This window comes from Ruegeria sp. CDSA193 (genome assembly GCF_059611885.1).
This window is the reverse complement of sequence record NZ_JBXWPN010000006.1, coordinates 231,817-253,194: the sequence shown is the minus strand read 5'-3', so window position 1 is coordinate 253,194 and position 21,378 is coordinate 231,817. Positions and strand designations below refer to the sequence as shown.

At 57.8% G+C, this 21,378-nt stretch carries 22 protein-coding genes and 1 other RNA gene; 15 read left to right on the top strand and 8 right to left on the bottom strand.

Features of this window, described 5'->3' with window-relative positions:
• The 6 genes from gatA (at position 1) to AC2FLG_RS13635 (ending at position 4,514) form a co-directional block, all read left to right on the top strand.
• Positions 1 to 1,488 (top strand): Asp-tRNA(Asn)/Glu-tRNA(Gln) amidotransferase subunit GatA, encoded by a 1,488-nt coding sequence (gene gatA, locus AC2FLG_RS13660; protein WP_496706617.1) that lies wholly within the window; start codon positions 1 to 3, stop codon positions 1,486 to 1,488.
• Between the two features lie 39 nt (positions 1,489 to 1,527).
• Positions 1,528 to 2,220, top strand: coding sequence for a hypothetical protein (locus AC2FLG_RS13655; RefSeq protein WP_496701587.1), 693 nt, complete (start codon positions 1,528 to 1,530; stop codon positions 2,218 to 2,220).
• Positions 2,171 to 2,926: an N-acetylmuramoyl-L-alanine amidase gene (locus AC2FLG_RS13650; protein ID WP_496706735.1), complete on the top strand. Its 756-nt coding sequence runs from the start codon at positions 2,171 to 2,173 to the stop codon at positions 2,924 to 2,926. The genes AC2FLG_RS13655 and AC2FLG_RS13650 overlap by 50 nt, the downstream gene beginning before the upstream one ends.
• Before the next feature lie 12 nt (positions 2,927 to 2,938).
• Positions 2,939 to 3,330, top strand: an RNA gene (gene rnpB, locus AC2FLG_RS13645) — RNase P RNA component class A.
• A gap of 281 nt (positions 3,331 to 3,611) precedes the next feature.
• A complete protein-coding gene (gene rpmG, locus AC2FLG_RS13640; RefSeq protein WP_007799108.1) occupies positions 3,612 to 3,779 on the top strand; it encodes a 50S ribosomal protein L33 in 168 nt (55 codons plus the stop codon).
• A 228-nt stretch (positions 3,780 to 4,007) separates the two neighbouring features.
• Complete coding sequence (locus tag AC2FLG_RS13635; protein ID WP_185956682.1) at positions 4,008 to 4,514, top strand: hypothetical protein; 507 nt, start codon at positions 4,008 to 4,010, stop codon at positions 4,512 to 4,514.
• 157 nt (positions 4,515 to 4,671) lie between these two features.
• Here AC2FLG_RS13635 and AC2FLG_RS13630 read toward each other — a convergent pair whose 3' ends face one another.
• On the bottom strand, positions 4,672 to 5,448 hold the full coding sequence (locus tag AC2FLG_RS13630; RefSeq protein ID WP_496690953.1) for a Bax inhibitor-1/YccA family protein: 777 nt from the start codon (positions 5,446 to 5,448) through the stop codon (positions 4,672 to 4,674).
• A 181-nt stretch (positions 5,449 to 5,629) separates the two neighbouring features.
• Positions 5,630 to 5,839 carry a DUF1127 domain-containing protein gene (locus tag AC2FLG_RS13625; protein ID WP_496690952.1) on the bottom strand — a complete coding sequence of 70 codons (210 nt, stop codon included), beginning with the start codon at positions 5,837 to 5,839 and terminating at the stop codon, positions 5,630 to 5,632.
• A gap of 125 nt (positions 5,840 to 5,964) precedes the next feature.
• On the opposite strand from AC2FLG_RS13625, the gene AC2FLG_RS13620 reads away from it, so the two are divergent.
• On the top strand, positions 5,965 to 6,846 hold the full coding sequence (locus tag AC2FLG_RS13620) for a LysR family transcriptional regulator (RefSeq protein WP_142636745.1): 882 nt from the start codon (positions 5,965 to 5,967) through the stop codon (positions 6,844 to 6,846).
• Between the two features lie 7 nt (positions 6,847 to 6,853).
• On the opposite strand, the gene AC2FLG_RS13615 is transcribed toward AC2FLG_RS13620, so the two are convergent.
• Positions 6,854 to 7,810: an NADPH:quinone oxidoreductase family protein gene (locus tag AC2FLG_RS13615; RefSeq protein WP_496706614.1), complete on the bottom strand. Its 957-nt coding sequence runs from the start codon at positions 7,808 to 7,810 to the stop codon at positions 6,854 to 6,856.
• Between the two features lie 339 nt (positions 7,811 to 8,149).
• On the opposite strand from AC2FLG_RS13615, the gene AC2FLG_RS13610 reads away from it, so the two are divergent.
• The 3 genes from AC2FLG_RS13610 (at position 8,150) to AC2FLG_RS13600 (ending at position 10,806) form a co-directional block, all read left to right on the top strand.
• Positions 8,150 to 8,521, top strand: a complete 372-nt coding sequence (locus AC2FLG_RS13610) for a helix-turn-helix domain-containing protein (protein WP_142636749.1) — start codon at positions 8,150 to 8,152, stop codon at positions 8,519 to 8,521.
• 44 nt (positions 8,522 to 8,565) lie between these two features.
• Entirely contained in the window at positions 8,566 to 9,357 is a 792-nt protein-coding gene (gene hisN / locus AC2FLG_RS13605) for a histidinol-phosphatase (RefSeq protein WP_496706612.1), read from the top strand.
• A 114-nt stretch (positions 9,358 to 9,471) separates the two neighbouring features.
• The gene (locus tag AC2FLG_RS13600; protein ID WP_496706610.1) at positions 9,472 to 10,806 is read left to right on the top strand and encodes an 8-oxoguanine deaminase; all 1,335 of its coding nucleotides are present in this window, start codon (positions 9,472 to 9,474) and stop codon (positions 10,804 to 10,806) included.
• Here AC2FLG_RS13600 and guaD read toward each other — a convergent pair.
• On the bottom strand, positions 10,803 to 12,092 hold the full coding sequence (guaD, locus tag AC2FLG_RS13595) for a guanine deaminase (protein WP_496706733.1): 1,290 nt from the start codon (positions 12,090 to 12,092) through the stop codon (positions 10,803 to 10,805). The genes AC2FLG_RS13600 and guaD overlap by 4 nt on opposite strands.
• Before the next feature lie 140 nt (positions 12,093 to 12,232).
• On the opposite strand from guaD, the gene mgtE reads away from it, so the two are divergent.
• Positions 12,233 to 13,627 carry a magnesium transporter gene (mgtE, locus tag AC2FLG_RS13590; RefSeq protein WP_496706608.1) on the top strand — a complete coding sequence of 465 codons (1,395 nt, stop codon included), beginning with the start codon at positions 12,233 to 12,235 and terminating at the stop codon, positions 13,625 to 13,627.
• Positions 13,624 to 14,181, top strand: a complete 558-nt coding sequence (locus tag AC2FLG_RS13585) for a 5-formyltetrahydrofolate cyclo-ligase (RefSeq protein ID WP_142636757.1) — start codon at positions 13,624 to 13,626, stop codon at positions 14,179 to 14,181. The genes mgtE and AC2FLG_RS13585 overlap by 4 nt, the downstream gene beginning before the upstream one ends.
• An 8-nt stretch (positions 14,182 to 14,189) precedes the next feature.
• On the opposite strand, the gene AC2FLG_RS13580 is transcribed toward AC2FLG_RS13585, so the two are convergent.
• Positions 14,190 to 14,423, bottom strand: a complete 234-nt coding sequence (locus AC2FLG_RS13580) for a putative hemolysin (protein ID WP_142636759.1) — start codon at positions 14,421 to 14,423, stop codon at positions 14,190 to 14,192.
• An 87-nt stretch (positions 14,424 to 14,510) separates the two neighbouring features.
• On the opposite strand from AC2FLG_RS13580, the gene AC2FLG_RS13575 reads away from it, so the two are divergent.
• From AC2FLG_RS13575 to AC2FLG_RS13565, 3 genes are all read left to right on the top strand, one after another.
• The gene (locus AC2FLG_RS13575; protein ID WP_496706607.1) at positions 14,511 to 15,326 is read left to right on the top strand and encodes a TIGR00282 family metallophosphoesterase; all 816 of its coding nucleotides are present in this window, start codon (positions 14,511 to 14,513) and stop codon (positions 15,324 to 15,326) included.
• 90 nt (positions 15,327 to 15,416) lie between these two features.
• Positions 15,417 to 17,195: an SLC13 family permease gene (locus AC2FLG_RS13570; protein ID WP_496689672.1), complete on the top strand. Its 1,779-nt coding sequence runs from the start codon at positions 15,417 to 15,419 to the stop codon at positions 17,193 to 17,195.
• 96 nt (positions 17,196 to 17,291) lie between these two features.
• Positions 17,292 to 18,038, top strand: coding sequence for a YbaY family lipoprotein (locus AC2FLG_RS13565; RefSeq protein ID WP_496706605.1), 747 nt, complete (start codon positions 17,292 to 17,294; stop codon positions 18,036 to 18,038).
• Here AC2FLG_RS13565 and AC2FLG_RS13560 read toward each other — a convergent pair whose 3' ends face one another.
• The 3 genes from AC2FLG_RS13560 to AC2FLG_RS13550 form a co-directional block, all read right to left on the bottom strand.
• Positions 18,039 to 19,700, bottom strand: a complete 1,662-nt coding sequence (locus tag AC2FLG_RS13560) for an FAD-binding dehydrogenase (RefSeq protein ID WP_496690946.1) — start codon at positions 19,698 to 19,700, stop codon at positions 18,039 to 18,041.
• Between the two features lie 11 nt (positions 19,701 to 19,711).
• Positions 19,712 to 20,569 carry a bile acid:sodium symporter family protein gene (locus AC2FLG_RS13555; protein WP_496706603.1) on the bottom strand — a complete coding sequence of 286 codons (858 nt, stop codon included), beginning with the start codon at positions 20,567 to 20,569 and terminating at the stop codon, positions 19,712 to 19,714.
• A 72-nt stretch (positions 20,570 to 20,641) separates the two neighbouring features.
• Positions 20,642 to 21,376: a glutamine amidotransferase gene (locus AC2FLG_RS13550; protein WP_496706601.1), complete on the bottom strand. Its 735-nt coding sequence runs from the start codon at positions 21,374 to 21,376 to the stop codon at positions 20,642 to 20,644.
• Positions 21,377 to 21,378: the final 2 nt, after the last annotated feature.

The window sequence follows — 21,378 nt, the reverse complement described above, 5'->3', positions numbered from 1 at the left end:
ATGAGCGAACTGAACAAACTGGGCCTGGCCGAGGCCCGCGACGCGCTGCGTGCCGGTGATGTCACCTCGGTTGAGCTTACCGAAGCCTGCTTGACCGCCATTGATGCCGCCGATGCGCTGAACGCTTTTGTCCACAAAACGCCAGAGCTTGCGCTGGAACGCGCCAAGGCTGCGGATACGCAGATCAAAGCAGGGGATGCCCCGTCGATGTGCGGTCTGCCGATCGGCATCAAGGATCTGTTCTGCACCAAGGGCGTGCCCTCGCAGGCGGCCTCGAAGATTCTGGAAGGCTTCAAGCCGGAATATGAATCCACCGTTTCGCAGCAACTGGCCGACGCCGGTGCCGTGATGCTGGGCAAGCTGAACATGGATGAATTCGCCATGGGCAGCAGCAACGAAACTTCGGTCTATGGCAATGCGGTTAGCCCGTGGCGCCGTGGCAATGACGACGCACAGCTGACACCGGGCGGGTCCTCCGGCGGATCGGCTTCGGCGGTGTCGGCTGATCTGTGTCTGGCCGCCACTGGCACCGATACTGGCGGCTCGATCCGTCAACCAGCGGCTTTTGTCGGGATTACTGGCATCAAGCCGACCTACGGCCGGTGTTCGCGCTGGGGCATCGTGGCCTTTGCATCCTCACTGGATCAGGCCGGGCCGATGACCAAGAATGTCCGCGACGCGGCGATCATGCTGGAAACCATGTGCGGTCATGACCCCAAGGATTCCACCAGCGCCGAGTTGGCCGTCCCGAATTTCGAGGCTATGCTGACCGGCGACATCAAGGGCAAGAAGATCGGTATCCCCAAGGAATACCGGATGGACGGCATGCCCGCCGAGATCGAAAAACTCTGGGCAGATGGCGCTGCGATGCTGAAGGACGCAGGGGCCGAGATCGTCGACATTTCGCTGCCGCATACCAAATACGCGCTACCCGCCTATTACGTGATTGCGCCTGCCGAGGCGTCCTCGAACCTGGCGCGCTATGATGGTGTCCGCTATGGCCGCCGCGCGCAGTTGGGCCAAGGCGACGGCATCACCGAGATGTACGAGAAAACCCGCGCCGAGGGCTTTGGTCACGAGGTTCAGCGCCGGGTTATGGTCGGGACATATGTTCTGTCGGCGGGTTTCTATGACGCCTATTACAACCGCGCCCGCAAGGTCCGCACGTTGATCAAGAAAGATTTCGAGGACGTTTTCGCCGCCGGTGTTGACGCCATCCTGACCCCGGCCACGCCTTCGGCGTCGTTCGGTCTGGGTGAAATGACCGAGGCGGATCCGGTTCAGATGTATCTGAACGACGTCTTTACCGTGACGGTCAACCTTGCTGGTTTGCCGGGCATTTCGGTTCCTGCAGGTCTTGATTCTCAGGGTTTGCCGCTTGGTCTGCAGCTGATTGGCCGTCCATGGGACGAAGGCGATTTGCTGAACACAGCCTATGCGCTGGAAAGCGCAGCGGGCTTTGTGGCCAAGCCGGGGAAATGGTGGTAATCCTCTGATCAACAAGACAACGTAGAACGGAGCAGCTGAATGCGCTTTACGATTCTGATCCCCGCAATCGGGTTGCTGGCCGCCTGTAACACGGTGGCTCCGGTTCAGGGTACAGGGTTCAACACCCCGACTTATCAGGCGCAAAGAGAAGCTGAGCTGGCAGGGCAGGGCGGCACTGGAAGCCCTCTGCCGGAACCCTATGAGGTCTCGCAACGACCTCTGGGGTCGTCGACATCGGGCGCGGATGGCGCTGACCTGGCCACGGCCACTGCCGCCGCGCTTGCAAGCACCTCGACGCAGGCGACCGCCACTTCAGTATCCGTGCCGACTGCCAGCAACAGCGGCATCTCTGACGAACAGGATTTTGCTGCGGTTTCTGAACGTCGCAGTATCGAAACCGATGCTGCTCGAATCGAACAGAACAGCCAAACCTATGAGGTTGTCGCCCCAACCGCGGTTCCGCAACGCGGAGCGGATGGTCAGCCAAACATCGTCCAATACGCGCTGAGCACATCCAATCCGGTCGGTGCCCAGCTTTACAGCCGTGCGGGGTTCAACCTGCAGGCCAAGGCACAGCGGAATTGCGCGAAATTCCCATCGGCGGACCAGGCGCAGATCGAGTTCCTGTCAAATGGCGGTCCCCAGAAGGACCGCAAGGGGCTGGACCCTGATGGCGACGGATATGCTTGCGGCTGGGATCCCAGCCCGTTCCGCAGTGCCGTCAACAACTGATCCAAAGCCCATCTGGCACCCATCCCCCAATTTCGGAGATCGCCGGGATGGGCTGACGCCGTCTTTGGTGGTTCTCCACTACACCGCAATGGACAGCGCGCAGGCTGCGCTGGATCGCTTGTGTGACCCGGCCTTCGAAGTCTCTGCGCATTACCTGATCGGTTCCGATGGCACGCTTTGGCAAATGGTGCGCGAAGAGGACCGGGCCTGGCACGCCGGAGCAGGGGAGTGGCGCGGGCGAACCGATATCAATTCGCGTTCGATTGGGATAGAGCTGGATAACTCAGGGCTGGTTCCGTTTTCGGAGCCGCAAATGGCTGCTTTGGAGAACTTGTTATCGGATATTCAAGACCGTCTGGGAATCCAACCATGGAATGTTATCGGCCATTCGGATTTGGCCCCCCAGCGAAAACTTGATCCTGGTTCCAAGTTCGATTGGGATCGCCTTGCGCATCTTGGGTTGGCCGTAGGGCCTACTGTCCTCAAGGGTATTTGCCTGGATCAAATGCCTCCAGATGAGAAACACTTCGCATTTATTGCGATGAGAGTAGGCTATCCAGAGGCCAGCACCGAGGATTTACTGAAAGCGTTCAGAAGCCGGTTTTCTCCGGTGCGGCGCGGCCCGCTTTCCAAGGAGGATATGGGTGATATCGAAAGATTGGCAGGGTTCATGGAACATCTTGACGGTATCCGAGCGGAAGTTTAGTCGGGTCTTTGCGCGGAGGGCCGGATGGCTGCTGGGGCGTAAGCCCGAGAGGAAAGTCCGGACTCCACAAGACAACGGTGCCGGGTAACGCCCGGGCGGGGCAACCCGACGGAAAGCGCCACAGAAATCAGACCGCCATGCGTGCATGGTAAGGGTGAAACGGTGGGGTAAGAGCCCACCGCGCCCCTGGCAACAGGGGTGGCACGGCAAGCCCCACCGGGAGCAATGCCAAATAGGGTCCCCACGCGGGCAGGTCGGCGTCCGCCGATACCGCCGCTAAGTGCGTCTTGGCCGAGAGGGACCGGGTTGGCAGCTTGAGCCGTGCAGCAATGCACGGCCTAGAGGAATGGTCATCGAAGGGGGCAACCCTGGAACAAGATCCGGCTTACAGGCCCTCCGCGCGTTAATATTGCTAAGACGAATCGCGTTGTTCCACAGCTGGGTCACGGTTGGAGTCATCCTTTGATACAGGTCTTGCTGTGGCTGCTGAGCTGGCATCCCTTGTGGCCGAAATGGCCGCGTTAAGGTCTGCGATAAGCTGGGTGCAGGGACGATCTTGTGTTTTGATGAAATCTGCGCCGATCTACCCGAATTCAGGTTGACTCGGCTGCATGACCGGGTAAAAGCGCACGCTCATAGGAATTCAACCGAAAGGCCCCTGCCTTTTCGGACGCAGGAGATAACCATGGCGAAGCCGACGACAATCAAGATCCGTCTGAACTCGACCGCGGGCACGGGCCACTTCTATGTGACCAAAAAGAACGCGCGCACCATGACCGAGAAAATGACCGTTCGTAAATACGACCCGGTCGTTCGGAAGCATGTCGAGTACAAGGAAGGCAAGATCAAGTAATCTGCCGTCCAGCTTGGACAGAATGACAAGGGTCCTGTTTCGACAGGGCCTTTTTCGATTGCGCGACGATGTTTCATACCTGAATCTATCGGCTCAAGGCAGCCGGAGCGCGCTTGGAGGCCGTTGCAGCGAAGCATCAGCAGCCGAGGCATTCGTTTGCCCGCTGGGTTGCTTTTTGGAATGTATTGCAACTACGCTTGAGCTAACCGTTCCAAAATGTTGGCCGTCATGAAAAAAATCTTGTTATCCACAGCAACTATTCTGGCTCTCGCAGCCTGTGAAGACCCCTATAACCGCGAGGGTGTTGGCTTTACGGGCATTGATGGTGAGCCGCGGAGCATCAGCGAAGTGCCGGGTGCGGCGGCGTTTGTTCCAGAGTCCACCAATGTTCCGGCAGAGTTGGCAGAGCTGCCCCCGGTCCGAGTTTCAACGGACGAGACCGATCCGGGTAAAATTGCACGTGTTGCAATAGAAAATGGCGCGCGCAGCGATACCAGCGCAGTAGTCGTTTCCGGCTCAGATACAAACCTGTTCCTGAGCACTGTTGAAGTGAACGGAACGCTTTTCGGCGTCGTGCGTACCGAAAATAGCCGCACCAGGGTTCCAAATACGATTGGTGCAAACTTTGGTACTGGCGCTGAACAATTCACTGGCTGCTTGCCTGTCGGCGACGTTTATCGCAAAGGTTCAGAAAAGCGCAGTTCCGGATTTGCTGTTCAGTTGAACTGCAGTTAAATTCATATTACTGTGGAATTGAAGGGCCTCTCATCGTCAGGATGAGAGGCCTTTTTTGTTGCGGCATTTGAGCCTAAAGCCAGTGCGCTAACCAGAAAGAACAAAGGCGGACCAATCGGCCCGCCTTTGACATTTTCAAAATGGTTGGTGGTCCGGACTATTCACGGCTTCCAAACAACTGCAGCAGGAACATGAACATGTTGATAAAGTCCAGATACAGGCTCAGCGCGCCCATGATGGCTGCTTTGCCCAGCCATTCCTGATCGCCGGTATGTGCCATCTGCAAGTAGGTGGTTTTGATCTTCTGGGTGTCATAGGCGGTCAGACCGGCGAAGATCAGAACACCCAGAACCGAAATCGCGAACGTCATTGCAGACGAGGCCAGGAAGATGTTCACGACCGAGGCAACGATCAGCCCGATCACACCCATGATCAGGAAGGTGCCCATTGCGGACAGGTCTTTCTTGGTCGTGTAGCCGTACAGGGAAAGCCCTGCGAAAGCGATTGAGGTGATCAGGAAGACCTGAATGATCGACTCGCCGGTGAAGACCAGGAATATCCAGCTGATCGAAACGCCCATGACTGCGGCAAACAGGTAGAACACTGTTTGTGCCGTTGCAGCCGACAGGCGGTTGATGCTGGCGCTGAAGCCAAAGACAAAGGCCAGCGGGGCAAACATGATGACCCAGCGCAACGGCGAGGCGAACAGCGAATACCCAAGCGACGTCAGATATTTGTCAGAGCTCAGCTGTGCCGCAGCCGCCGAAGGGTCGGTTGTGGTTGCCAGGCCAGCAATAGCCCAGGCTGCTGCAAAGGTGATCAGCATGCCCACGGACATTGTGCCGTAGACTTTGTTCATATGGGCGCGCAGGCCCTCGTCAATCTGGGCAGCGCGCGTACCGGTCGCCGTCCGGATCGTGTCAAATTGTGCCATTAAAAGGTCTCCCTCCACATATTCTTTTTGCGTCCTGATGTCAGGCCGCGCTCCTCGCAAATATCGGCAAGTGCGGGCTGTGTTTCAAGGGTTTAACGCGGGAAACAGGCTAAAACACGCAACAAAAATGGCGGCTTCGAGGTGTCAGCCGCCATTCAGTGGTAAAAGTAGTGGATTAGGTTCATTTTTGCCAGAATTCCGGAGCATCCCATATGCGGCGTTTTGCTTCGGCTTCGGCCTCTTCACGGGAAATACCGATATCGAGAAGGGCGCGGTCGTCCAATCTGGCGAGCTGACAGCGTTGGCGCCGTAGCGATAGCGCATCCAGAACAGAAGTGAGCTTAAAGCGCTGCCGTGGTTTGCAATATGTTGAAGCTGTGATTTGCGTCATAGCCTTGTCCTTTCGGTTTTGCTGATGTGTTGTGCCTATTGCATCAACTTCCTTGATTTATATGGAGAGCTGTGACACATTTTGAAAATGAATATTATTGAACACATCCATAAGGAATCGTGAAGATGCGAAATCTGGACATCACCACTCTCCGCTCCTTTGTGGCAGTTGCCGATCAGGGTGGCGTGACGCGGGCAGCCGGTTTCCTGCACCTGACACAATCTGCCGTATCGATGCAGCTAAAGCGGTTGGAGGAGCTTTTAGGTCTGGAGCTGCTGGACCGAAGTGGCAGAACCATCGCGCTGACAGCATCGGGCGAACAGCTTTTGGCCTATGCCAGACGCATGATCTCGTTGAATGACGAGGTGATGTCCAAGCTGACGGATCAGGCCTATGAGGGCGAGGTCGTTCTTGGTGTGCCGCATGATATCGTCTATCCGGCGATCCCCCGGGTGCTGCAGCGATTCAACGCGGATTTCCCACGCGTCCGTGTGCAGCTTATCTCCTCCTATTCGCTGCAACTGAAGGATATGTTTAAGCGCGGAGACTGCGATTTGATCCTAACGACCGAGGCGACAGTGGGGCAGGGGGCCGAGACGATTGCCGAGCTTCCTTTGCGCTGGATTGGTGCGCCGGGCGGGTCTGCCTGGCGAAAACGCCCCATTCCGCTAGCGCTTGGGCGTCGGTGTCTGTTCAGGCCGCAGGTCATTGCTGCGCTGGACGCGGCTGGAATTCCCTGGGAGCTTTCGGTGGAAACCGAAAATGACCGTACTATCGAGGCAACGGTCAGCGCCGATTTGGCGGTTCATGCCATGCTCGAAGGGACAGAGGCCGCACATCTTGCCCAGATCGATTCGGGTGGCGTCCTGCCCGAGCTTCCTGCGCATATGATAAATCTGTATGGCGGCGAAACTGGCCGCGGAGCCGTGGTTGAGGCGTTGGCGACGCTGGTGCGCCAGAACTTTCGTTTGCTTGGGGGGGTGCCGCTCAAAGCCGTTGTCGGTTGATCATCCCTCAGGGGGTTATGACGACTTTCCCGGTGGCCGTCCTGTCGCGCAGCATGGCCAGTCCGCGTTCGGCTTCGGACAGGGGCAGAACATGGCTGATATGCGGTTTGATGTGGCCCTCGCTATGCCAGCGAAACAGCGTTTCAAAGCTGTCCGTCACAATCTGAGGCCGAAACTTCAAGTAGCCTCCGATGTAGAGCCCGATGACTGTCAGGTTCTTGACCAGTAGGTGGTTGGCCGGAATTTGCGGCACCTCACCGCCTGCAAAGCCAATGGGCAAGATGCGACCTTCGGGGTTGGTTGCGCGAAAGGCGGCTTTAAACACATCGCCGCCGATCGCGTCATATACGACATCCGCGCCTCCTAATGCCTGGACACGGGCGCGGAGATCTTCGGATGCGTCGATCAGATGATCGGCCCCGGCCCTCTTTGCCACCTTGAGTTTCTCACTGCCGCGCGCCTGCGCAATAACCGTGGCGCCCATAAGCTTGCCGATCTCTACCGCCGTCAGGCCGACGCCACCTGCCGCACCGGTCACCAGCAGGGTTTCGCCGGGCCTGAGCCGCGCACGATGATCCAAAGCAATAAGGCTGGTGCCATATGTGATCTGAATTGCGGCGGCGTCTTCAAAGCTCATAGAGTCAGGGATTGCGATTGCACGATCGGCTTCGAACACTCCGAATTCAGCAAGGCCGCCCTGGCCGGAATAGACAGCGACGCGGTCACCCGGGTTTAGGTGGCGTACATTGTTTCCAATTTCGCGAACAATCCCTGCGACTTCCATGCCCAAGGAAAAGGGCGCCACCGGGGTGTCCTGATACGTCCCCTTCTGCATAAGGAGATCCGCAAAATTCAAACCGCAGGCTTTGATTTGAATGCAGACCTGGCTGTCGCCGGGTTCTGGCGGGTCAATATTGCAAAGCTGGGCCTTGGCCCCGTTGGTCTGGATATGAAACGCCAGCATGATTTGGCTCCGTCTTTTCGGGCATAGGTCAGTGCTGTCGTGGTCTTGTCAATCTGTTACCCTGCTGAAGACCCCGTTAATCCGGTGTTGATCAGGTGATTGTTTCCAGATCGGAATCAACGTGTGCGCGGTATTCACAACACAACTATAAACCATTGTTTGTGGAATCAGATTCAACCTTCTTGAAAAAAGCGCCAAAAAACGTAATAGTGCGCTATGGTGCTGATTTGGGGGGCATGTTCCAAATTAGGGAGTAGTTAAGTCGGGCTCGCTAATGTTGCGGTAACAAAGCATGTTGCGCACCCGTTTCAGTTGTGTGTGTAAGGGAGGATAGTACCAATGACCCATCACGTCGATGTCCATGTGGGCAAACGCGTCAGGCATCGCCGCTGGCTGATTGGCATGACCCAACAGCAGTTGGCACAGCAAGTTGGTATCAAGTTTCAGCAAATCCAGAAATATGAAACCGGTGCCAATCGAATCAGCGCGTCTCGTCTTTGGGACATTGCCGAGGCATTGGATGTTCCCGTCAGTTTCTTCTTTGAAGGCCTGGAAGAGGTCGAGAAAGGAAGCTCGGATAAGAAATCGGTTCCTGCAGACCTTATGGGCGACAAAGAGGCCCTGGATCTCGTCCGCTCTTACTATGCCATACCGGAAAACCAGCGTCGCCGCTTGTTCGAGCTTGCGCGCGTTCTGAGTGATGTTGCCTGATTTCGCGGGTTGACTCTGATCCTGACGGAACGCACGGGTAGCGTATGGATAAGATGTCGCTGAGTGATCTTGAAGTAGCTGAAGAAATGGCCGACGCGGCGCGTGCGGCCATTCTTCCTTTTTTCAGGCAGTCTAATCTTGAGACTTCGAATAAGCTGGATCAGGGATTTGATCCGGTCACGGTCGCCGACCGCGCAGCTGAAAAAGCCATGCGCGCGGTTTTGGCCCGTCATCGGCCCCGAGATGGAATCTTTGGCGAGGAATATGGGCAGCACGAGGGGCAAAGTGGCCGCACCTGGGTTCTGGATCCGATCGACGGCACCCGAGGGTTTATCAGCGGGACACCGACTTGGGGCGTTCTGATTGCGCTTAGCACGCAGGACGGGCCAATCATGGGGATCATCGACCAGCCGTATATCGGGGAACGCTTCATCGGCTCGGCGGATATTGCGCGAAGCCATGGTCCTACGGGCGATATGTCCCTGAAGACCCGTTCAACACCTTCTCTGGACCAGGCAATTCTGTTCACGACCTTCCCCGAGGTCGGCGCGTCGGAAGATCGTGCCGGGTTTGAGGCGGTGTCGCAGCATGTGCGCCTGACCCGCTATGGGATGGATTGCTATGCCTATGCCTTGCTTGCGGCGGGGCAGGTGGATTTGGTGATCGAGGCGGGTCTGAACGCCTATGACATTCAGGCGCCAATCGCTGTGATCCAAGCCGCCGGCGGTATCGTCACCGACTGGCAGGGCGGCCCCGCCCATGAAGGTGGTCGGGCTCTGGCGGCGGCAAACCCGCAGATCCACGCGGCGGCGCTGGAAATCCTGCGCAAATTCTAAAAACTGTTGCGGCGGACTGGCAGGCCGATTAGCCTTAATCCGGCTGGTTCTTGTGCCCGTTTTCCGCCAGCTTTTGCACTCCATGCATGAAACGGGCGATGCAAGGAGAGCAAGATGACTGATATCCTCATCAAAAATGCAGACACGATCCTGACCATGGATGACCAGCGCCGTGAGCTTTCTGGCGCGGATATTCTGATCCGAGATGGGCAGATCGAACAGATCGGCCACGGGTTGCAGGCAACCGCAGAGATCCATAATGCAAGCGGATGTGTGGTGACGCCCGGCCTCGTGAACACGCACCACCATCTGTACCAGACCCTGACCCGCGCCGTGCCTGGCGGGCAGGATGCGCTTTTGTTCGGATGGCTGAAAACGCTCTATCCGATCTGGTCGCGATTTGGCCCCGAAGAGATGTTCGTATCCGCCCAGATCGGTTTAGCCGAGCTGGCGTTGACGGGATGCACGCTCAGTTCCGACCACTTGTATCTATATCCGAACGGTGCGCGTCTGGATGACACTATTGCTGCGGCTGCCGAGGTTGGCCTGCGGTTCCACCCAACACGCGGCGCCATGAGTATTGGTGAAAGTGATGGTGGCTTGCCGCCGGATTCACTGGTCGAAGCCGAAGCAGCTATTCTCGAAGACATGATGCGTGTGGTCGACGCCTTTCATGACCCGTCAGAGGGTGCAATGTGTCGGGTCGGGCTGGCACCTTGCTCACCGTTCTCTGTCAGTCGTGACTTGATGCGAGACACGGCCATTCTGGCCCGTGACAAAGGCGTTATGCTGCACACCCATCTGGCCGAAAATGACGAGGATATCGCCTATTCTCAGGAACAATTCGGGTGCCGTCCTGGTCAATATGCCGAGGATTTGGGATGGACCGGGTCAGACGTTTGGCACGCCCATTGCGTGAAACTGGACGGGGCAGAGATTGATCTATTTGCCCGGTCCCGGACTGGCGTGGCGCACTGTCCCTGTTCGAACTGCCGGTTGGGCTCGGGGATTGCCCCTGTACGGTCGATGCGAGATCGCGGCGTGCCTGTGGGTCTGGGCGTCGATGGGTCGGCCAGTAATGACAGCGGCAATCTGATCCTCGAGGCGCGGCAGGCCATGTTGTTGCAGCGCGTCGCCAGCGGTGCCGATGCCATGTCCTCTCGCGAGGCGCTGGAGATTGCCACGCGCGGCGGGGCGGATGTCTTGAACCGACCTGATTGCGGCCGTCTGGCTATCGGTAAGCGTGCCGATATAGCCATTTGGGATACGCGCGGTATTGAAAGCGCGGGCAGTTGGGATCCAGCCGCCCTGTTGCTTGCCGGACCGACGAGGGTAAAGCACCTGTTTGTCGAAGGTCGTCAGATCGTGCGGGACGGGCAGATCGCAACGCTGGATCCGCCCCGGGTGATTGAACGGCAGAACCGATTGGCCCTTGCCTTGCAATCCTAGGTCCTGACAGGTTGACCTGCGATCCAAACCTCGGCAATCGCCCTGTCATCGCCCATCATGATGGTGGGAAAGAGGGCCTCCCACAAATCATCGGCGCAGGCCTCGCGTTGCGCGATGGCCGGGGTTGAGGCGAGGTCGAGCACAATCAGGTCGGCCTCCATCCCCGGGGCGATATTGCCGATGCTGTCATCCAGCCTCAGCGTGCGGGCCGACCCGACGGTGCCCAGCCACAGCAGTTGCGCGGCGTGCAGCGGGGTTCCGCGCAGCTGTCCGATCTCATAGGCCGATGCCATCGTGCGCAGCATCGAGAAACTTGAACCGCCACCAGTATCCGTTGCCAGACCAACCCGGTGTCCGTCGCGCATCAACCCTGCCATGTCGAACAGGCCTGACCCGATAAAGGTGTTTGAGGTCGGACAATGGATCAACGCAGCGTCGACCTCACGCAGTCGGTCGCGTTCACGTGCCTCAAGGTGGATGACGTGGCCATACAGGCCGTTGGGACCAAGCAAGCCGAACTTTTCATAGGTGTCCAGATAATCGCGGGCCTCGGGAAACAGCTCGCGTACCCAGGCAATTTCATCTGTCTGTTCGCTGAGATGGGTTTGCATCAGGCAATGGGGATGCTCTGCCCATAATGCGCCCATGGCCTCTAGCTGTTCGGGTGTGGAGGTGGGTGAGAAACGCGGCGTAATCGCATAGGACAGGCGGTCGACCCCATGCCATTTCTCAAGCAGAGTCTGGGATTGGTCATAGGCAGTTTGCACGGTATCTCTCAGGCCATCGGGTGCGTTGCGATCCATGCAGGTTTTGCCCGCAACCACACGTTGACCGCGTTGTTTGGCCGCAAGGAAAAAGGCATCAACACTCTCGGGATGGATGGTGCAATAGCTGCACATCGTGGTGGTGCCGTGTGCCGCTGTCAGGTCCAGATACCGGTTGGCAATCTCAGAGGCATAAGCTGCATCGCCGAATTTCATCTCTTCGGGAAAGGTATAGGTGTTCAGCCAGTCGATCAGGCGTTTGCCCCAACTGGCGATCATGGCGGTCTGCGGATAATGCACATGCGCATCAACAAATCCTGCAAGGATCACGTGCTGACCATGATCCACGACTTTTGCCTGGGGGTGGGCATTGTTCAGACTGTCGGCATCCGATACGCTGGAAATCCGACCGTTTTCGATCAGAACCGCTTCGCTGATTTTGACAGCCTCGGTCGGTTCGCCCTCGAACGGGGTGCCAGTGAAACTCAGGACACGCCCTTTCAGCAGCGTTTTTTGCGCCATACTCATTCATCTCCGCCTGTCTGGGACTGCGAAACAGCATAGGGGCAGGAAAGTTGTCGGTAAATCGGCGCATTGTCATTGTTTTCCGGTAGCTGCTTCTTCTATTTAGGGGCCAATGGGCGAACAGAGCGGGGGCAGATATGACAACAGGTACTAACGAACCCGTAAGTGAACCGACTTCTGATGATGACGCCTATGCGCTGGATCGTCGAACGGTAGCATCCATTCTGTATGCAGTTGATGTCGATGACCGCGACAAGCTGATCGAATTGATGGACCCGCTGCACGCTGCCGACATCGCCGACCTTCTGGAACAGATCAACCCCTATGACCGCGCCCGGTTGATCCGTCTGTATGACAAAGAGTTCGACGGCGATATTCTGTCTGAACTGGACGAAGGTGTCAGGGAAGAAGTTATTGAAGTCCTGCGTCCCGATGTTCTGGCGGATGCCGTACGCGACATGGAAAGCGACGATGTCGTCGATCTGCTGGAAGACCTTGAAGAGCCTCAGCAAGAAGCCATCCTGGGTGCCCTGGAGGATTCCGAACGGATCGCCGCCGAACAGGCGTTATCCTACCCGGAAAACTCGGCCGGACGGCTTATGCAACGCGAAGTCGTCATGGCGCCCGAGCATTGGACAGTTGGGCAGGCCATTGACTTTATGCGTGCCAATGACGGACTGCCAGAACAATTCTACCATTTGGTTCTTGTTGATCCGCGGCTGAAGCCAACAGCACAGGTAACACTTGGCAAACTCATGGCCACCCGGCGCGAGGTGCCTCTGCACGAAATTGCCGAAGAAGAGTTCTATACCATTCCCGTCGATCAGGATGAAGAGGACGTGGCCTATGCGTTCAATCAGTACCACCTGATCTCGGCCCCAGTGGTGGATGGTGACGGACGGCTTGTTGGTGTGATCACCATTGATGACGCGATGGTGGTGCTGGATGAGGAATACGAAGAGGATATGTTGCGCCTAGCCGGTGTCAGCAACGAAAGCTCGCTGTCCGACAGTGTGGCCGCGACCAGCAGGCGACGCCTGCCATGGTTGGCGGTAAACCTGTGTACTTCGATCTGCGCCTCGCTGGTGATTTCCCAGTTCGAGGCGGCGATTGATCAGTTGGTGGCATTGGCCATTCTGATGCCGATTGTGGCCTCGATGGGGGGCAATGCGGGGACACAATCGCTGACCGTCGCAGTGCGAGCCCTGGCAACGCGCGACCTGACAGGTGCGAACGTAATGCGGGTGATCCGACGGGAACTGCTGGTGGGCATGTTGAACGGGCTGTGTTTTGCCACCGTTCTGGGCGTGGTGGGAATGTATTGGTTCGGCTCGCCGTTGCTGGGTGTCGTGATTGGCTCCGCTCTGGTCGTGAACATGGTGATCGCAGGCTTTGCAGGTACGGTAGTACCGGTCGTGCTGGACCGGATGGGTATTGACCCGGCGCTGGCGTCAGGAACCTTTGTGACGACAACGACGGATGTCATGGGATTCTTTATCTTTCTTGGGCTTGCCAGCGTGGTGCTATTGTGACCGATCTGACCGAAATCAAAGCTGCCGCGCGCAAGGCGGCCTTTGCCCGGCGCAAATCTGCGTTTGATGCAAATCCGCCGGGTGCCGCCGGGCGACTGTCTGAAATTCTGGCCGGGCACCGCGGAGTACCCCTGTCGGGTTATATGCCCATCCGGACCGAGAGTGACCCGCTGCCCGCCATGGCCGAGGCGTCCGCTTATGGCCCGGTGGGCGTACCGGTTATTCAGGCGGCCGGGCAGCCGCTGAAATTCTCTCGTTGGACGCCCGAAGGCAGGCTGAAGGATGGCCCGTTTGGCGCCAAAGTGCCCGAGGTCGATGACTATTTCGATCCCGAAATTCTGATCGTTCCGCTGGTGGCATTCGATGCAAATGGAGGGCGTCTGGGTTATGGGGGCGGGTTCTATGACCGGACATTGGAAGGGCTGCGCGCGAAACGCCCGACTCTGGCCATCGGTTTTGCCTTCGATGCGCAAGAAGCAGACGGGCTGCCGCTGGAATCGACGGATCAGCCGCTTGATATGGTAGTAACTGAAAGCCGTGTGTTGACCTTTTAACGAAGGTATCAGCCCTGGTTTTTAGCGCGAAAATATTCCCAGGCATTTTTTTCGGTGCCATCAGGCAATATGCACACGCCGGTCTGGCCATTCTCTCCGTCCCGAATTTCATACCGCCCACCGCTGTCGATGCAATAGATGGCCGAGGGGTTTGGCAGCTGTGGGTTTGAGTTGACCGCTTGCTCTTCCGAGCAGGCAGCAAGGGTGGCACAGACACCAAAGGTCAGACCGATCCGAAACATAAAGAATCTCCTAAATAAAGAGTTTTGCCGTTCATTGGGTCAGCTTAACGGCTTGTACTTGCGAATTGCCACACTTAGACGGTTTCTATGAGGATACTTTTTCTGGGTGACGTTATGGGCCGCGCTGGACGCGCGGCTGTTCAGCAACATCTGCCACGTCTGCGCGACGAATGGCGGCTGGATTTCGTGGTGATCAATGGTGAGAACGCCTCGAACGGAATGGGTTTGACCGGGGATCATGCCAAGCTGCTGTTAGATGCAGGGGCGGATTGCCTGACGCTGGGCGACCACGCTTTCGACCAGAAGGACATGTTGCAATTCATCGAGAGCGAACCGCGCATTGTGCGCCCTGTTAACTTTGCCAAGGGTGCTCCGGGGCGCGGGCATCGTCTCTATACCGCCCCTGGCGGGCGCAAGGTTCTGGTCGTACAGGTGCTGGGGCAGGTCTTTATGAAGCGGCCCTTCGATGATCCGTTTTCGGCGATCGAGCCAATTCTGAAGTCGCACCCGCGCGGTGGGCAGGCGCAGGCGATCATCGTCGACATGCATTGCGAAGCCACATCCGAGAAGATGGCGATGGGGCATTACTGCGACAAGCGCGCCAGCCTGGTGGTCGGGACGCATACGCATGTGCCGACCGCAGATGCTCAGATCCTTCCGGGGGGAACGGCCTATCTGACTGATGCTGGGATGTGCGGGGATTACGATTCTGTCATTGGTATGGAAAAGCTGGAACCGATGCGCCGGTTCATCACCGGCATGCCCAAGGCGCGGTTTACGCCTGCAAATGGCGAAGCAACGCTAAGCGGTGTGTTCGTGGAAACCGATGATCGCAATGGTCAGGCAAAATCCGTGCAAATGGTGCGCGTTGGGGGTCGCTTGCAACAAGCCGGGCTGCAATAGCGCGACGTTGGGCTTGCCCTGCTGCCCGCAATACGGGAAACTGCCCGACGGGCGCGCAAGCTGGGCCAGGGTTCGGACTGAATACCACGAATGCAATTTCTTCAACTGACAGAAACGGGCAGCGCGATCGTGGCGCTATTGGTTGTCGCAGGCATGTTTGTCATGTTCCTGCGCGAGGCTTACCCGACCGAGGTTGTCGCCATCGCGGGCGTTGCCCTGATGCTGGTGACCGGTATCCTGCCCTATCAAAGCGCGTTGGCAGTTCTGTCCAATCCTGCGCCATGGACGATTGCGGCGATGTTCATCGTCATGGGGGCTCTGGTCAGAACCGGGGCATTGGATTCCTTTACCGCAACTGCGCAGAAACAGGCGCAGGTTAACCCGCGTATCGCGATTGCCATGCTGATGGGGTTTGTGGTCTTGGCCTCGGCGGTGGTGTCAAACACACCCGTGGTCGTCGTGATGATCCCGGTTTTTGTACAGATTGCCCGCACGTTGAACGTGCCGGCCTCGAAACTGCTGATCCCGCTCAGCTATGCTGCCATCATGGGGGGGACGCTGACACTGATCGGCACCTCGACCAACCTGCTTGTGGATGGTGTCGCGCGATCTCAGGGTCTGGCTGCATTCACGATTTTCGAAGTCACGCCCTTGGGCATCGCAGTGGTGATCTACGGCATGATCTATCTGCGCTTTGTTGCGCCGCGCCTGCTGCCTGAACGCGATAGCATGGCCTCGCTTCTCAGTGACCGGTCCAAGATGAAATTCTTCACCGAGGCCGTCATCCCGCCTGACAGCAACCTGATCGGGCGCGAAGTGACAGGAGTGCAACTGTTCAAGCGTCCCGGCGTACGCCTGATTGACGTGGTCCGCGGGGACGAGTCTTTGCGGCGCAACCTCAAAGGGGTGACGCTTGAAGTTGGGGATCGCGTGGTCCTGCGGACCGAGATGACCGAGTTGCTGAGCCTACAAAGCAACAAAGAGTTAAAGCGTGTTGATCAGGTTTCTGCGGTCGAGACCAAAACGGTCGAAGTGCTGATCACACCGGGGTGCCGTATGGTTGGGCGAACGCTGGGCGTGATGCGCCTGCGCCGCCGCTATGGTGTCTACGTACTGGCGGTACATCGGCGGAACCAGAATATCGGTCGTCAACTAGACGACCTCGTGGTGCGAGTCGGGGATACTCTGCTGTTGGAGGGATCGCCTGCCGATATCCAGAAGCTTGCCGCTGATATGGATATGGTCGATGTGACACAGCCCTCGGCGCGGGCGTTCCGCCGCAATCACGCTCCGGTGGCGATTGGCGCATTGATCGGGATCGTCGTATTGGCTGCTTTAGGTGTGGCGCCAATTCTGCTGCTGTCCATTCTTGCGGTCGCTCTGGTTCTGGTCACCCGCTGCATAGACGCGGATGAGGCGTTTTCCTTTATCGAAGGGCGACTTCTGGCATTGATATTCTCGATGCTGGCCATCGGGGCCGCGCTTGATAAGTCCGGGGCGGTTTCCCTGATCGTCGATGCAATCGCACCTGGGCTTAGTGCGCTGCCACCGTTCCTGATCGTTTGGGCCATCTATGTTTTGACCTCGGTGCTTACCGAACTCGTCTCCAACAACGCCGTTGCGGTAGTGGTCACGCCAATCGCAATCGGGTTGGCGCAGGCCGTCGGCGTAGACCCAAGGCCGCTGGTAGTTGCGGTGATGTTGGCGGCATCTGCATCCTTTGCGACACCAATCGGATATCAGACCAACATGATGGTCTATGGTCCGGGGGGATATCGGTTTGTCGATTTCATGAAGGTTGGCATCCCCTTGAACCTGACGGTCGGGCTGCTTGCTTCGTTGCTTATTCCGATCATCTGGCCGTTGTGACACCGGCGCGAACCCGCCGGTTTTGCGCTGACGGTCTTGTAAAGGCTGATCCAGACACAATCTTTTCCTCTAGAACTTGGACGAAAGGACAGGATTATGCCTTTTCCAAAATTTGGTCAGTTGATCGTAATGGGTGCGATTATGGTGGCGCTGATTGGCAGCGATGTATCGGCTGGTTCGGTGACCGGTACCGCCTCCTACCGCGAACGGATTGCCGTGCCTGAAGACGCGACGCTATATATCGAGCTGCAGGATATATCGCTTGCGGATGCGCCAGCGGTAACGCTGGCTGCGCAGCGCTACGTGCTGAGCGGGGTGCCTGCCGAGTTTGAATTGACCTATGATGATGCTCTGATCCGTGACGGGATGACCTATGCGGTGCGGGGGGCAATATATCGTGGGTCACAACTGCTGTTTACGACCGACACGGTGTATCCGGTCCTGACCAATGGTGCGCCGGATACAGCCGACCTTTTGTTGGTCAAGACGGACGGCCCCACGTCGGCGGGGCTGGAAAACACAAGCTGGACGGCGATTGGTGTGGATGGGGCCGTGCTGAACAGCGAACGCGCCCCGCAGCTTGAGTTTGCGCAAGGCGGTGCCTTTAGCGGCTCAGGCGGTTGCAACCGTTTCACAGGGCAGGTCGAAATTTCCGGAAATTCGCTTACGTTTCCAGGCAATATTGCGGCCACTTTGATGGCCTGCCCGCCCGAGATGGAGCAGGTCGAGGATCAGTTCTTTGTCGCCCTGCAAAACGTGGCCACTTATGCGGTGGCAGGCAATAGCCTTGCGCTGCTGGACAGCGCAGGCGACCCGGTTCTGAAATTCATACGCACGCAGTAATCAGGCCACAGCGCGCGACCGTCCTGCGTTGCGCCCGGAAAAGATGCAGCCGCCCAGAAATGTGCCTTCCAGCGCGTTGTATCCGTGATAGCCGCCGCCGCCGAAACCGGCGACCTCTCCTGCGGCGAACAGCCCGGGAACGACCTGACCGTTTGCACCGATCATCTGACTGTCGAGGTTGGTCTGCAAACCGCCCAGCGTTTTGCGCGTCAGCATGTGAAGTTTGACCGCGATTAGCGGCCCATTGGCAGGATCAAGGAACTTGTGTGGTTTGGCGGTGCGGATCAACCTGTCACCCCGATAGTTGCGGGCCGCCAGAATAGCCGCCATCTGCGCGTCCTTGGTAAACGGGTTGTCGACCTGTGAGTCCCGCGCTTCGATCTGGGCGCGCAAATGCGCCTCATTGATCAGATCGCCACCCAATTGGTTCATGCCGCTGACCAGTTCGGTCAGAGTGTTGGCAACGATGAAGTCTTCCCCGTGTTGTTTGAAGGCCTCGACCGGCGCGGTGGCTTGCGATCCTGACAAAATGCGCTGACGGATAACCTCTTTCCAGCTGCCCGAGGTGAAATCCGGGTTCTGTTCCGACCCGGAGAGCGCAAATTCCTTTTTGATGACTTTCTGCGTCAGTACAAACCAGCTGTATTCATAACCGGTCTTTAGGATCTCTTTCAGCGTGCCCAACGTGTCGAACCCCGGCAAACAAGGGGGCAACAGACGATTGCCGCGCGCGTCAAACCACATAGAGCTTGGGCCGGGCAGGATACGAATTCCGTGCGATGGCCAGATAGGGTTCCAGTTTTTGACGCCCTCGGTGTAATGCCACATCCGGTCGCCGTTGATCACATGTCCACCGGCCTTTTCGCTGATGGGGATCATGCGGCCGTCAACGTGGAACGGCACGCCCGCGATCATGTCTTTGGGTGGTTCGCCCAGGCGGTCGCGCGGCCAGTTCTTGCGCACCATTTCGAAATTGCCACCAATACCGCCCGAACTGACGATGACCGAAGGAGCATAGACCTCGAATTCCCCGACCTCTTCCCGGTTGGTCTTGGCGCCATGCGCGGCTGCGTCCTCAGCCAAGACCTCTCCCGAGACGCCTTTGGCACAGCCGTTTTGCATAATGATATGGCTGACTTGGTGGCGGAACTTCAGCTGGATCAGTCCTGTGCTGACATGTTCGCGCACGCGACGGATGAAATGTTCCAGAACACCAGGGCCGGTGCCCCATGTGATGTGGAACCGAGGTACCGAATTGCCATGCCCATCGGCATAAGAACCGCCACGTTCGGCCCATCCAACCACAGGAAACCATCGCAGCCCCATATCGTGCAGCCAAGGCCGCATTTCACCGGCGGCGAATTCGACATAGGCCTCGGCCCATTTGCGGGGCCAAGCGTCTTCTTCGCGGTCAAACTGCGCGCTGCCCTGCCAGTCACGCAAGGCCAGTTCGTGGCTGTCCCTGATGCCCATCCGGCGCTGTTCCGGCGTGTCGACCATGAACAATCCACCGAGGCTCCAGAACGCCTGACCGCCGAGGAAATGACCGGGTTCCTGATCCAGTATGATCACCTTTTTTCCGCGGTCGCCTAGCTCGGCCGCGGCCGCAAGCCCGGCCAGCCCAGCCCCAACGACAATGGCATCTGCGGTGTTATTGGTCATGTTCTTTCCTCTCAGCTGCGGCGCAGCCAGGCGATAAATGGCAGGGCGACGACATACATCAAGATACCATAGACGGCCGATGGCAGAGCAAGAGGGCTTAGCCCGTTTTCCGTGCTGGTAATCAGCGCTGCCAATGTGATGCCAAGAGTCGAGTTTTGGATGCCAGCTTCGATCGAGATCGTCTTGCTCTCGTTCCATGACAGGTTCACAGCGCGGGCCAGTCCCAGCCCGATCAGCAGCAGCGCAATGTTCAGGGTGATCAGCGCCGACCCCATCAGCCCCAAATTTTCGACGAACATTTCCCAGTTCCCGGCCAGCGCGGCGAGAACGATCAGGACGAAAAGAATCGAAGCCAGTTTGGACAATGGGGCATCGACCCGCTCTGCGAATCCTTTTGCGAAATGCCGTATACTGACGCCGATAGCGACGGGCAGGGTGGTGATCAGGAACATCGCTATGGCCAGCCCGGTGATCGAAACCTCGGGTGCGTCCTCGCCCATGAAGTGATTGATCGACCATGCGGCCAATACGGGTACCGTCACCATCGACAGCAAGCTGATGATGGCTGTCAGGCTGACGGAAAGAGCGACATCACCCTTGGCCAGTTTAGTCAGGATATTGCTGGTAACACCGCCGGGGCAAAAGCTGAGGAGCATAACACCGACTGCTATTTCCGGTGGCAGTGCAAAGAGTTTGACGGTCGTAAATGCCGCAATGGGAAGCAAGATCACCTGGCAGAACGCCCCTATCGCAAAAGGGTATCGTCTGCTGACAACCCGGCGGAAATCGGCGATCTCAAGCCCGACACCCAAGGACAGCATGATTGTGGCCAACGATAGTGGCAGGCCGACATTAATAAGCAGATCCAACTACAACTCCTCCCAAAGCCGTTCGGACCAGCGTAAGCGAGGGTCAAAGCCGCAGGCAACCGCGCCGTAGGGTCAGCCGTAGCGTTGGGCGAACCTGCGCAGGATTTCACCGGGCAGAGTGACATTCGCGGCGTGGCAAATGTCGATCAGACGCTGCGCATCTTCGGGCGGGAAATAGCCGTGGTGTTTGTAGATGGTGATACGTTCTTCAAAGTCGCGGGCATCTGCCTCGGGGTGGAACTGTGTGGCATAGACATTCTGGCCCCAGCGGATCATCTGGAACGGGCAAGGGTCCGAGGCAAGCAGATGCACGCACCCATCTGGCAGGGATTGCACAGCCTCTTTATGGCCCACAAAAGCATCAAAACTCTGACCCAGCCCCGAGATCAGTGGATCGGTCGCACCGTCCTCTGTCACGTGGCAGGTCGAGGGGCCGACGGGCTCTCCGAACCGGTCTTTACTGACATCGCCACCCAGATGCGCGGTAAGAATACCCAGCCCATAGCAGCACCCCATGAACGGATGATCGCGCGCGGTGATCTGCGGCATCAGGCCCATGATCGTGGCTTCGATGCGGGCATCCATGTGCGACTTTGCAGTCGGATCATCGCTGACACAGCCGGGGCCGCCGCCGACGATCACTCCGGCATAATCTGTCACGTCCAAACCCTCGGGCAGGTCTTCGCAGTCCAGCCGGATGCGATGAGTTTGATCAGGACTTAGGTCGGTCTTGTCCAGAATCGAGGCATATTCGGCATCCGACGCATCGGTTTCCGGGCGTAACTGCAGGATCAGAAATTGTTTCATGG